The following is an 11,963-nucleotide window of genomic DNA, read 5'->3' on the forward strand; positions in this document are numbered from 1 at the left end:
ACTGTTGCGGGATGGCAGAGACGGAAACACAAGACAAAGAAACTCAAATCCCGACCAACCTGCGCCTCCTTCTGATCCTCGAGGAGGTGGTGCGACGTGGTGTTGCGGTCAAACCCTCAGATTTGGTTGAGGCACTTGGCCTAGCCAAGCCGACCGTCCACCGCCTCCTGCATACCGCAGAAACCGAAGGCTTCCTGCAACGCGATCTTGATGGGCGTTCTTATGGCCCAGGGCGCCGGTTACGACTGCTTTCGGTCAATACCATGTCTTCTGAGCACCTGCGTACGGCCCGATTGGCAATCTTACGCAGCGTTGCAGAGGAAGTTGGTGAGACCTGCAATCTCGCCATCCCTGACCGAGAAGGTATGATCTATCTAGACCGGGTGGAAACGAAGTGGCCGCTAAGAATTCAGCTGCCTGTCGGTACACAAGTACCTTTTCACTGTACCGCAAGTGGCAAGATGTACCTGTCCACACTGCGGCAGAAAACGTTGGATGGTGTCCTTTCAGCAGGAAACCTGCAACCAAATACTGAACGTTCTCTGACTGATCCCAAAGTCTTGCGAGCAGAGATCCAAAACATCGCCGTGAATCGTTTTTCCACGGATGATGAGGAATTTATGGCCGGAATGACGGCACTTGCTGTGCCCGTTCTGGACGGGCAGGGCAGGTTGGTTGGCACACTCTCAGTTCACGCCCCAACCCAACGTCATGACGTCAACAGTCTAATGTCGTTTCTTGGAATTCTGCAAAAAGGGGCGGATGAACTTTCGGCGCTATTGAACGAGTGATTAGGGTCTGAGATGGCGACCAATTCTGAGCAGCTAAAACTTCAATTATCGGCTGGTTTCGGGGAATTTTGATCGAAAGCCGATGCGTGCGTGATCAAAATCCAGTGTGGACGTTTACTCAGCTTGAAAAGTTAAATTCCAGCACAATACGATCTACGCAAAAACAAGCCCGCGGCAAAATTATAGATGCCGTTCTTGGTGAACGAAAAATACACTGATTTGTCCTATGCCATGAACTACGCCCTCACTGTTTCCACAAGTAAACTGTGAGTGAACAATGGGTTAGATATAGAATTAGATATAGAAGTGGTGCCCGGGGGCGGAATCGAACCACCGACACGAGGATTTTCAATCCACTGCTCTACCCCTGAGCTACCCGGGCACGGGAATGGCGTTTGCCATTGGGTGGAGGCCTTCTATGACTTGCCACAGGCAGTGTCCAGAGGCTTTTTGACATTTTTTCAATGCGGGCGTGGCGTGGGGCTTTCGGTTGGTTCCGAAGTCGTCTCGGCGTCTTCTTCACGTTGCGATGGCACCGCATAGGAGCCGTTCAGCCACTTTGCCAAATCGATATCCGCGCAGCGTTTCGAGCAGAATGGGCGAAAGGCTTGCAGCGTGTTTTCTCCGCAGATGGGGCAGCTCATTTCAGGATCTCCGTCAATGGGATACGACCACGTTTGCGCTGAAGTTCGAAATGTCCCAGGGGTGTCCAACCGGCCAGGATTGTCTCGTCAGGATCGGACTTGAAAGCCGACCGTAAGGCAGATTCGAAACCTCTCCGGTCTTTCTTGGGCATCGGTGCGAGGTCCAGGGTGATTTGACCGCCTAACCCGCGTACGCGTAGGGCGCGCGGCAGGGTTTTGGCGCAGGCGAAGTTAGCCTTGGTCCCAGCGGCCAGAGACGTGTCGGCACCGGTGTTTACATCAACCGCAACCAGGGCGCGGGTCGGTTGGATATAGAGGTGTCCCCCACCGGGCAGCGCTTCGGAAATCCCCTGTGCGGTGTCAAGCGCGTCCAGCACGCCATGGTCTTCGAAACCACCAGATGCGGTCACGACCTCGGCCGGATCCGTCCAATCGCGCCAAGCCAGGATATGTGGGCCATCGCCCGCACTGAGCAATTCGGGTTCTGTGCCTGAGTCACTTAGCACCTGCTCGGCCAGCGCAAGCATGGCCGAGATATCCTCAGCGATCTCACCTGGCTCGGCTCCTTGGCAGCATGAGCGTAAGATCAGGCCGTGCGGGCTGTCGCCCATCTGTTCATGAGCGATTTCAAGCAGTTGGTCGCGTACATCTTCATCCCGGATACGGCGCGAGATGTTCAAGCCGGGAGCGTCGGGTGTCACGATTGCATAGCGGCTTTTGAACAGGATGCGGTTTGTGACGGGGATGGCTTTGCCGGGCTCGGCATACCCAGTCACCTGCACCAAAAGCAGCGCGCCGGGGACCAACCCTTTGACCTGTCTCAGAAACATCGGGCCATCGGGGGTGGTCAGAAACATGCCGCCCTGACCTTTGACCGGGCGATCCGCACGGGCACGGTAGATCGTGCCGGGTGCCGGAGCATCTGCGGCGATAAGGAAATCGTCGAGGATGCCATCTACCATCAGGGCTGCAGCTTCGTGTCCCTGAATGTGATCCAGAATGATGGTACGGCCCTTCATGATGCCTCGCGATATAGGGGATAGCCGATGCCTTGCAGCAGTGCGGCAGTTTCGGACAAAGGCAGGCCGACGATACCGGTGAACGAGCCTGAAATCCATGGGATGAAAGCACCAGCAGGGCCCTGAATTGCATAGGCTCCGGCCTTGCCCTGCCAGTCATCCGTCGCAAGATAGGCATTGATTTCGGTATCTGACAGCCGCTTCACCTTGACCTGAGAAACCACGTCGCGCTGGAGAATTTTGTCGCCGCGCCGCACCGCGACCGAGGTGATCACCCGATGGCGTCGGCCGGATAGTGCGTGCAGAAATTCGGCAGCCTGTCCTGCATCTTCGGGTTTGCCAAGAATACGGCGGCCCAGTGCGACCGTTGTGTCGGCGCATAGGGTGATATCATCACTATCTGCCTGAACAGCCTGAACTTTTTGCCGTGTGATGCGGCCGCAATAGGGGGCTGGCAGCTCGCCTTTCAGCGGCGTTTCATCGATATCCGGCGCACGGATCGCATCGGGCTGAACGCCAAGCTGCGCCAGCAGGTCCAGCCGCCTTGGGCTGCCCGATCCGAGGATAAACGCCATGTGTCGGGCGTTACTTGAAGCGGTAGTTGATCCGACCCTTGGTCAGATCATAAGGGGTCATTTCGACCTGAACTTTGTCGCCGGCCAGAACACGGATGCGGTTCTTGCGCATCTTGCCTGCCGTATGTGCGATGATCTCATGGCCGTTTTCCAGCTCGACCCGAAACGTCGCATTAGGCAGGAGTTCCTTCACGACACCGGGAAATTCGAGCGTATCTTCCTTGGCCATGTTGTCTCCATCATTACGTTGCACCTGCAGAATCTGCAGTTCGTGCGCTTAAATGAGCCTATTCCGGCCTTATTTCAAGGGTGAAGTCACCTAAAGAGGTGATATTGTGACTGAATCGACTCGGGCATCTTGCTCGGCCCAATGGGTGCGGTTCAACACGCGCCCGTCTGCACGGACGTTTGCGATTGCGGAAAGGTCAACCTCGGCATAGGTCCAGACGGGTGTATTCAAAGTGCCCTCGGCAAGCACACCCGTCGGCGGGAACCCGATATCGGGCGGGCCAAACACGCCGCCCATACCGGTATTCATGTCTACCGCTTCAGACCATTCATTGCCGCCAACCAATGATGACATTACCGTAACGCATTGATTCTCAAGAGCGCGGGACATGGCGCCGATCCGTACGCGCCAATAACCGGACAGGGCTTCGGTGCAGGATGGAACGAGGATTAGATCGGCCTCGCTCAGCGCGCGACCCAAGAGCGGGAACTCACTGTCATAGCAGATCAGAACGCCGATTTTACCCAAAGCGGTATCGAACAGTTTCAACGGACCACCTGGGGCGATGTCCCAGACCTCGCGTTCAAACCGTGTCATGATCTGCTTGTCCTGATGGTCGCGGCGACCATCAGGCGCGTAGAGGACTGCGCGGTTCACTGGACGGCCTGATCCGTCGATCACCGGGGCTGACGCACCCAGAATGTATGCATTGTACGTCATCGCCAGGCGGGAATGTATGTCTTGTACATCTTCCATCCGGTCGGAAACGGCGTGGATAGAACGTTCAAGATTACCTGCCACCTTGGGACCATCGAGTGTCGACAACTCCATCGCACCATACTCGGGGAACACGAGAAGATTGGAACCATGACTTACGGCTTCGGAAACCCACGCCTCAACTTTGTCTTCATATTGCGCCCAACTGTCGAGCCAATTCAGGTTGTAAGCAGCAGTTGCGATTTTCATTCATTTTCCCCGTTTTGCAGCGTGTCGGATCTCTGGGCCGCAAATTACGGCGGACCAATACAAGCATTATGTTGCTCGTTACGGATCATCAAACCTCAGGAGCCTCGAGGCCAGATCCGGACCAAAGCATTCCCTACTAGATCGTAGAACCGGCCGCCAACATTCCACGAGCAAGAATATCGATGCTCTGGCTATCTTCGAGTACGCTTGATCTTGGCACCAAGATGGAGTGGACAGTCAGCTTTGGTGGGCATCGAACACATCAATTGTAAAGTAAAGGCAAATTTTGAACCTAAATTCGTTCAACTTTGACCGAGTCTTCGGGATAAAACGCCAGATGGTTCTTAATTTCGGCGATGGTATCGAGTGGGTTCTCATAGCTCCACGCCGCGTTTTTAGTGACCGATGATTTGTTCACGATCGAGAAATGCGTGGCCTCCCCCTTGCCTTCGCATTGGGTAACTTTGTCGGTGCGATCCAGAAAAGCCATAGCGATATCCGTGCGCGGGAAATAGATGACCGGGTCTTTATCACCCTCAAGCAATTCCATCGCAGCTGTGGTTTCACCTAGAATTGCGCCGCCTGAACGCACGCTCCATTTACCCGGCGCTTTGCGAATTGTGATGGTGTCTGTCATTCCTGTTCCTTCCCTTGTCGGTTCGGGGCTTCTCCGCTGCCCAATCCATGTAACATCCCGGTGTCAAACCGGCGCAGTTGCGGCATCCAACCACAGTTGGGCGGCGTCGCCCAGCCTTGGCCGGATTTTTTCCGTGACCTCGCCATGATAGGCGTTCAGCCAGGCGCGTTCCTCGCGTGTCAGCATGTCGACCACGATCAGGCGGCGGTCAATCGGTACATAGGTCAGCGTGCGCCAGTTCAGCATGGCACGTTCGTCGTCACCGCCGGGCAGGGCGGGGGCGTCTTCCACGACGACGAGGTTTTCCAGACGGATGCCAAAGGCACCCTCGCGGTAATAACCCGGTTCGTTCGACAGGATCATGCCCGGCTCAAGCGGGACGTGGCTGACCCGCGACAGGCGCTGAGGGCCTTCGTGGACGCTGAGATAAGTGCCGACCCCATGTCCGACCCCGTGGTTGAAATCCTGCCCGGCCAGCCACAGGGGCAACCGCGCGACACACTCGATGTCGCGCCCGGCTAGGCCGACGGGCCAGCGGAGCATGGACATGGCGATCATGCCTTTGAGGACGCGAGTGAAACACTTCTTTTCCTCATCCCCCACATCGCCGATTGCAATCGTGCGGGTGATGTCGGTTGTGCCGTCCAGATATTGCCCGCCGCTATCCAGTACCAGCAGGTGACCGTTTTCCAGCGCGCTGTCGGTTTCCTCGGTCACGCGGTAATGCATGATGGCCCCGTTTGGGCCGGTGCCTGCGATGGTGTCGAACGAGATATCCTGCAGGGCGTTGTCGCGGCGGCGGCTTTCTTCCAGCTTGGTGACCACTTGGGTCTCGGTCAGGGTGCCGGGTGCCTGCGCATCGAGCCAGCAGAGCAGTTCGACCACGGCCACCGCATCGCGCAGATGCGCCTCGGCCGTGCCAGCGATTTCGGCCGGATTCTTGCGCGCCTTAGGCAGGGCGCAGGGATCACCGCCGCCCGCCATCCTGTCCCCCAGCGCATCAGCCACGATGTGCGGAACGGTGCCCGGATCGACCTGCACCTTGCCTTCAAGTGCCCCAACGGCTTCCAGAAACGCATCGGGTTCGTGTTGGGTTACCTGATCGCCCAGGTGGTCCTGCAACCCGGTCAGTTTGGCGGCGGCCATGAACAGGTCAAGGCGGCCATCGCTGTGCAAGATGGCGAACCCATGCGCCACCGGATTATACGCGATGTCCGAACCCCGAATGTTCAGCAGCCACATGATCGAATCCGGGAGGGTGATCACCGCTGCCGCGTGCCCCGCATTCTGCAATTCGGCGGCGAGGCGTTTGATCTTGTCTTCGGCGCTTTCACCCGCAAATTCAATCGGATGCACTCTGACTGGGTTCATGGGAGGGGCGGGTTGATCTGCCCAAACCCGATCTACGAGGTTATCGCTGCGCAGCAGCTCGACCCCGCTGCCCTCAAGCTCTTTCTGTGCAGATGAAATCTGGCCAGCCGCGTGAAGCCATGGGTCAAACCCGACCTTGCCGCCATTTGGTAGCTGTTCTTTCAACCATGCGCTCAGGCTGACATCGGGCCACGGGACCGGCGTATAGTCTTCAGCGACCTGCGCTTTCACCTGCGTGCGATAACGTCCATCAATGAAGACCCCCGCAACATCCGTGAGTGCCGCACAAAATCCGGCAGACCCCGTGAATCCGGTGAGCCAGGACAGACGTTCATCCCGAGGGGCCACATATTCCCCCTGATGCGCATCTGCACGGGGGACCAAAAAACCCTGCAAACCTTCGCGCGCCAATTCTTCGCGCAGGGCCGCCAGTCGCGGGGGGCCTTGTTCCGGGCGGGCGGTCACTTCGAAACTTTGGAACATGGGCGGCCTCTTCGGGTGGATTTGGATGCGGTGAAACCTGAGGGCTGCGCCAAAGAATGTCCAGCGCCAGATCAGCTTTGCGAAGTCGCTCCAAGAAATTCGATGAGGCTTTGCATGTAGATCTCGTAGGCGGGGTTTCCGGGCAGCGGAATTTGATTGGCGGTTTCAAGGATAACAAGCGAGGCATTTGGAATACCTGCAGCCAGTTTTCGTGCCTCGGTCAGAGGGTGAACTTCGGTGTGGCGTCCGTGCAGGATCAGGGTTGGGCAAGTGACCTCGGATAGCAAATGCAGGGCGGATGTGCTGTTTCCGATGTCTCGATACAAAAGCTTTTGCTCACGCGAATAAAGCGCCTGCATCTCTTGCACCATGTGCCGAACATCATCGAGCGGACCGTCGGGAAAGTAACTGAGCGTTGAGCCGATTGCGTATCCGCCGCCCGGTGTTTGCCAACCTTCTGCAATGAGTGTTCGGATCGAATCGGGTTGTTTCGTATCACCCCGGTGGTCTCGCCCTTCGGCCCAGCCGCCAGCGATCACCAGCTTATCAACTCGATCCGGATGCCGCGCTGCAAAATGCAGGGCAGGGAAGGTTCCCCCAAACTCGCCGATGATCGAGAAACGCTCGAACCCGGCGGCATTGGTCACGGCCAGAATTTCCTGGATCCTGAGGTCAAAGACGGCTTGATGGTCCGAGTTGGAGCTTACTCCGTGATCCTTGTTGTAGCGCAGCAGGCGGAATTGCTTGGCCATATCCATCAACCGGGTGCGTTCAGAGGACAAGCGCCATTCGGCTTCCAGATCATGAATGACCGAGCCGATGCGAAGAACGGGGTGACCACTGCCCGAGAGCGCGTAGGGGATTGGTCGTCCATCGTTGCCTTGGGCATAACGCAATTTTTGGGTCTGGCTGTTCTCGTCCGAGTTTGAACCAGCGTCGCTTTTGACCTCGGCAGTCATCTGCAATCCGCGCCGAACGATTGTTCGGATGATCCGTTGTGACTTGCCATCATCGCCAACGGCGCGACGGGCTGCCGCAATGCGTGCACTGATCGTTGAATCCGAGACAAACCGGCCGTTCCAGACCCGATCAATGATCTCCTCTCGAACAACCAGTTTACCGGGGCTTTCAGCCAGCAATTCTAGCAGATCAAAGACCTGCGGTTCTACCCGCACGGTCTCGCCGCCTCGCAGCAATACGTGGCGGTCCACATCAAGAACACAGTCTGCAAACTCATATCGCATGGGCTGAATACACTCTGTTTCGGCGCAGGCCTCAAGTTTCAATGATTATCCCAAGGAATTCTCGGGGGTTTCTCAGGATCGCCTTCAAGCAGGCGCGCGGCATAGTGACCACATTGGAAGCAACAGACAGGAGATACAGATGATGCTTCCCTTCGATACCGCGTTACTGCGCTACACGGCTGTCCGTCACCGGCCAGGCTGCAGCCACCCGCGCGCTGAACCCTTGGGCAAGGCAATACCCATGCCCAATTGGCTGGTAAATCTGATGCTTTGCCTGACGGCGCAGGAGCGGCGGGCTTAGCTGGCCCGCTTCATCCCCATGACACGCGCCCGCGCCCTCGGATCGCTGTCGAACAGCGCCGCCAATTGCTCGGTCATTGCCCCGGCCAGTTGTTCCACATCGGTGATGGTCACGGCGCGGTCGTAATACCGTGTCACGTCGTGGCCGATGCCGATGGCCAGCAGTTCCACCATCTTGCGTTTTTCGACCATGGCGATCACGTCGCGCAGGTGCTTTTCAAGATAGTTTGCCGGGTTCACGCTGAGGGTGGAATCATCGACAGGCGCGCCATCGGAAATCACCATCAGGATCTTGCGGGCCTCGCGCCGGGCCAGCATCCGGCGATGCGCCCATTCCAGCGCCTCACCGTCGATGTTTTCCTTCAGCAAGCCCTCTTTCATCATCAGACCCAGATTGGGCCGCGCGCGCCGCCACGGAGCATCGGCACCCTTGTAGATGATGTGGCGCAGATCGTTCAGTCGCCCTGGTTGCTGCGGGCGGCCATCGTTCAGCCATGCCTCACGCGCCTGGCCGCCTTTCCACGCGCGGGTGGTGAAGCCCAGAATTTCAACCTTCACGTTGCACCGTTCCAGCGTGCGGGCCAGAACATCGGCGCAAATTGCGGCGATCGATATCGGACGCCCGCGCATCGAGCCCGAATTGTCCAGCAGCAGCGTCACCACTGTGTCGCGGAACTCGGTATCTTTTTCGACCTTGAAGCTTAGCGGCGTGGTCGGGTTGGCCACGACACGCGCCAGACGTCCCGCGTCCAGAATGCCTTCTTCGCGGTCAAACTCCCAAGACCGGTTCTGCTGTGCCTGCAAGCGGCGCTGCAACTTGTTGGCCAGACGGCTCACCGCACCCTTCAGCGGTTCCAGTTGCTGGTCCAGATAGGCGCGCAACCGTTCCAGTTCGGCTGGTTCTGCCAAATCTTCAGCCGCGATTTCTTCATCATGGGTGTTCAGATAGACCTTGTAATCCGGATCAGCCTCTGACGCAGGGGGCGGGGCAGGTGGCTCCAGCGGGGCCTCGCCTTCGGGCATTTCAGCCTCATCGCCCATCTCATCCTCGGCCATTTCGTCCATCGAGACCTGGGCCTGAGATTGGTCCTGCTGTTCCTCCTGAGTTTGCTCAGGGGTTGCGTCGGCGTCCTGTTCGTCCTGATCATCCTGGCCGGTGCTGTCGGGATCGGGCTGTTCTTCGGCGTCTTCCTCGGCCTGATCTTCCTGCTCGTCGTCCAGCTCATCAGGGTCTTCGCCCAGCTGGTCGCCATATCCCAGATCCTTGATCATCTGGCGGGCGAACTTGGCGAACTCGGCCTGATCCGAGAGGATTTCGTCAAGGTTCTCCAGCGTCCCGCCGGCTTGCTCTTCGATGAAGCCGCGCCATAGGTTCATGACATTCTCGGCGGCAGGCGGCATGTCGCGCCCGGTGGCCAGATGCCGAATCAGATAGCCCGCCGCCACAGCCAATGGCGCATCCGCGGGCTGCTTGCACTGGTCATAGCCACGCCGGATCGCCTCTTGCCCGATCTTAACGTCGATATTCGATGCGGTACCGGGCATATCGCGCGCGCCCATCGCTTCGCAGCGGGCGGTCTCCATCGCCTCATAGAGATCACGCGCCATATCGCCCGGAGGCGCATAACGCGCATGGGTCGCGTCGTCGTGGTACTTACGCTGCAATGCCAGAGCATCTGCCGTGCCGCGCGCCAACAGAACCTCTTCGCGTGTCATCCGGCGCGACACCTGCGGCAACCGCATCGACTCGCCCGATAGGCCAGAGGGGTCGACTGTGTAACTTACCGACAATTCGGGGTCATCGGCCATGACTTTAGTGGCTTCGGCCAGCGCCTTCTTGAACGGATCAGCAGGGTTGTCGTTTGGTTTACTCATCTGTCCGCCCCTGCTTCTTCAAGCGTCATTTCATCACTTGCCAGACGCGCCAGCATCTCCACATGCACATCCAGCGCATCAACAACTCTATAGCCGGGATCTCGCCCGTCAAAGGCGAGGTTCAGATCTGTCCCGGCCAAAACGATGGCATCGGCATTCAAATCATCCATCATACGGCGACCTGCGTCCAGAAACAGCGCGCGATCCTGATTGGAGCAAACCCCGGCAACGGCCATATCCTGATAGGTTTGTCCCAGCACTTCGATCTCATCTTCCAACACAACCGCCCGGGTCTGCCCAAGCTGACCATAAAGTTTGGTCTGCATCACAACACGCGTTCCCAGCAGCCCAACAGTGCCAAACCCCTGCGAGGCGAAATGCGCATCCAGAGGCTTTAAAGCCGAAACAAGGGGCAACGAAGACAATGGCACGGTTTCATCATAGCAGAAATGCCCACCCAGCGACGTGATTGCTGCACAATCCGCACCTGCCGCCTTCAGGCGATCAATGAGCCCTGCGTAGACCTGCGCCTGTGCATCCCGTTCGTCCGCCAGATTGTTGCGGATCAATTCCTGCACATCCGCATGCACGATGGTCAGTTCCATCGGCTTTCCACGCGCCGCCATCGCCGCACTCAGCCGCTGATAATAAACCACCGTTGCAGCAACACCGATCCCGCCAATCAATCCGATATGCATGGCGGCCCCCCTGTCACCCCAGGCTGGCGCTCGCCGCGCTTTCCGGCAGTTCCTCATCAAAACAACGCTGATAGAACTCAGCTACGGTCTGGCGTTCCAGTTCGTCGCATTTGTTCAGGAAGGACAGGCGGAAGGCATAGCCGATGTTGCGGAAAATCTCGGCGTTTTGGGCCCAGTTGATCACGGTCCGCGGGCTCATCACGGTGGACAGATCGCCGTTCATGAAGGCGGTCCGGGTCAGGTCAGCGACGGTAACCATCTGGCTGACGGTCTTGCGGCCTTCGGCAGTGTTGTAATGCGGGGCTTTTGACAGCACGATCATCGTCTCGGCATCGTGGCTGAGGTAGTTTAGCGTCGAGACCAGAGACCAGCGGTCCATTTGCGCCTGGTTGATCTGCTGCGTGCCGTGATAGAGGCCGGTGGTGTCGCCCAGACCCACGGTGTTTGCAGTCGCAAACAGGCGGAAGTTCGGGTTCGGCGTAATGATCTCGTTCTGGTCCAGCAAGGTCAGCTTGCCGTCATGCTCCAGCACTCGTTGAATCACGAACATCACATCCGCACGGCCCGCGTCGTATTCGTCGAATACGATTGCAACCGGGTTGCGCAGAGCCCAGGGCAGGATGCCTTCGTGGAATTCGGTGACCTGCTTGCCGTCGCGCAGTTTGATCGCGTCCTTACCGATCAGGTCGATCCGGCTGATATGGCTGTCGAGGTTCACACGAACGGCGGGCCAGTTCAGACGGGCAGCGACCTGTTCGATATGGGTCGATTTCCCGGTGCCGTGATAGCCCTGAATCATCACCCGGCGGTTATGGGTAAAGCCGGCAAGAATCGCCAATGTGGTTTCGGGGTCGAACTTGTAGGTCGGGTCGATGACCGGCACGCGGTCGCTGCGCTCGGCAAAGCCTTTGACTGCCATATCGCTGTCAATGCCAAACACCTCGCGAACCGAAATGTCCTCGGTGGGTTTTGCGTTGATGTCGATCGATCCGTCAGCCATGCGCCTTGTCCTTATCCTTTGGCCCGTTCACCGGGTTTGAACCCGTGTGTGGTGCAACATATTGCGGGCAAGGGCAAGGGAAAGAGGTGACCGGATCACGCTAGCCGGATGTTTCTTTGAAACTGGCCTTA

The 11,963-nt window shown here is 57.9% G+C and carries 13 protein-coding genes and 1 tRNA gene; 2 read left to right on the top strand and 12 right to left on the bottom strand.

Annotation, left to right across the window (positions count from 1 at the left end; all coding sequences use genetic code 11):
* Nucleotides 1-11: 11 nt before the first annotated feature.
* On the top strand, nt 12-791 hold the full coding sequence (locus ACR0IU_RS18805) for an IclR family transcriptional regulator (RefSeq protein WP_480717306.1): 780 nt from the start codon (nt 12-14) through the stop codon (nt 789-791).
* Nucleotides 792-1,098: 307 nt separating this feature from the next.
* Here the strand turns inward: ACR0IU_RS18805 and ACR0IU_RS18810 are convergent.
* The 9 genes from ACR0IU_RS18810 to ACR0IU_RS18850 all read right to left on the bottom strand — a co-directional run bounded on the left by ACR0IU_RS18810 (nt 1,099) and on the right by ACR0IU_RS18850 (nt 7,959).
* Nucleotides 1,099-1,173: transfer RNA gene (locus ACR0IU_RS18810), tRNA-Phe, on the bottom strand.
* A 79-nt stretch (nt 1,174-1,252) separates the two neighbouring features.
* Nucleotides 1,253-1,435, bottom strand: a complete 183-nt coding sequence (locus ACR0IU_RS18815) for a DNA gyrase inhibitor YacG (RefSeq protein WP_170475659.1) — start codon at nt 1,433-1,435, stop codon at nt 1,253-1,255.
* On the bottom strand, nt 1,432-2,454 hold the full coding sequence (locus ACR0IU_RS18820) for a ribonuclease E/G (protein WP_480717307.1): 1,023 nt from the start codon (nt 2,452-2,454) through the stop codon (nt 1,432-1,434). The genes ACR0IU_RS18815 and ACR0IU_RS18820 overlap by 4 nt, the downstream gene beginning before the upstream one ends.
* The gene (locus ACR0IU_RS18825) at nt 2,451-3,029 is read right to left on the bottom strand and encodes a Maf family protein (protein ID WP_480457260.1); all 579 of its coding nucleotides are present in this window, start codon (nt 3,027-3,029) and stop codon (nt 2,451-2,453) included. The genes ACR0IU_RS18820 and ACR0IU_RS18825 overlap by 4 nt, the downstream gene beginning before the upstream one ends.
* A 10-nt stretch (nt 3,030-3,039) precedes the next feature.
* Complete coding sequence (infA, locus tag ACR0IU_RS18830; protein ID WP_005978431.1) at nt 3,040-3,258, bottom strand: translation initiation factor IF-1; 219 nt, start codon at nt 3,256-3,258, stop codon at nt 3,040-3,042.
* 90 nt (nt 3,259-3,348) lie between these two features.
* On the bottom strand, nt 3,349-4,224 hold the full coding sequence (locus tag ACR0IU_RS18835; RefSeq protein WP_480717308.1) for a carbon-nitrogen hydrolase family protein: 876 nt from the start codon (nt 4,222-4,224) through the stop codon (nt 3,349-3,351).
* 292 nt (nt 4,225-4,516) lie between these two features.
* Nucleotides 4,517-4,861, bottom strand: coding sequence for a DUF427 domain-containing protein (locus ACR0IU_RS18840; RefSeq protein WP_480717309.1), 345 nt, complete (start codon nt 4,859-4,861; stop codon nt 4,517-4,519).
* Nucleotides 4,862-4,924: 63 nt separating this feature from the next.
* On the bottom strand, nt 4,925-6,715 hold the full coding sequence (locus ACR0IU_RS18845; RefSeq protein ID WP_480717310.1) for an aminopeptidase P family protein: 1,791 nt from the start codon (nt 6,713-6,715) through the stop codon (nt 4,925-4,927).
* A 71-nt stretch (nt 6,716-6,786) separates the two neighbouring features.
* The gene (locus ACR0IU_RS18850; RefSeq protein ID WP_480457264.1) at nt 6,787-7,959 is read right to left on the bottom strand and encodes an alpha/beta hydrolase; all 1,173 of its coding nucleotides are present in this window, start codon (nt 7,957-7,959) and stop codon (nt 6,787-6,789) included.
* A gap of 139 nt (nt 7,960-8,098) precedes the next feature.
* Between ACR0IU_RS18850 and ACR0IU_RS18855 the strand changes: the two genes are divergently transcribed.
* Complete coding sequence (locus tag ACR0IU_RS18855; protein WP_480717311.1) at nt 8,099-8,260, top strand: hypothetical protein; 162 nt, start codon at nt 8,099-8,101, stop codon at nt 8,258-8,260.
* On the opposite strand, the gene cobT is transcribed toward ACR0IU_RS18855, so the two are convergent.
* From cobT to cobS, 3 genes are read right to left on the bottom strand one after another with little or no spacing between them, the layout of a single operon-like run.
* Nucleotides 8,257-10,134, bottom strand: a complete 1,878-nt coding sequence (gene cobT / locus ACR0IU_RS18860; protein WP_480717312.1) for a cobaltochelatase subunit CobT — start codon at nt 10,132-10,134, stop codon at nt 8,257-8,259. The two genes, ACR0IU_RS18855 and cobT, sit on opposite strands and share 4 nt — an antisense overlap.
* The gene (locus ACR0IU_RS18865) at nt 10,131-10,832 is read right to left on the bottom strand and encodes an aspartate/glutamate racemase family protein (RefSeq protein ID WP_480717313.1); all 702 of its coding nucleotides are present in this window, start codon (nt 10,830-10,832) and stop codon (nt 10,131-10,133) included. Before ACR0IU_RS18865 ends, cobT begins: the two co-directional genes overlap by 4 nt.
* 13 nt (nt 10,833-10,845) lie before the next feature.
* A complete protein-coding gene (cobS, locus tag ACR0IU_RS18870; RefSeq protein WP_010437533.1) occupies nt 10,846-11,832 on the bottom strand; it encodes a cobaltochelatase subunit CobS in 987 nt (328 codons plus the stop codon).
* Nucleotides 11,833-11,963: the final 131 nt, after the last annotated feature.

The sequence above is a fragment of the Ruegeria sp. CL5 genome (genome assembly GCF_056536485.1).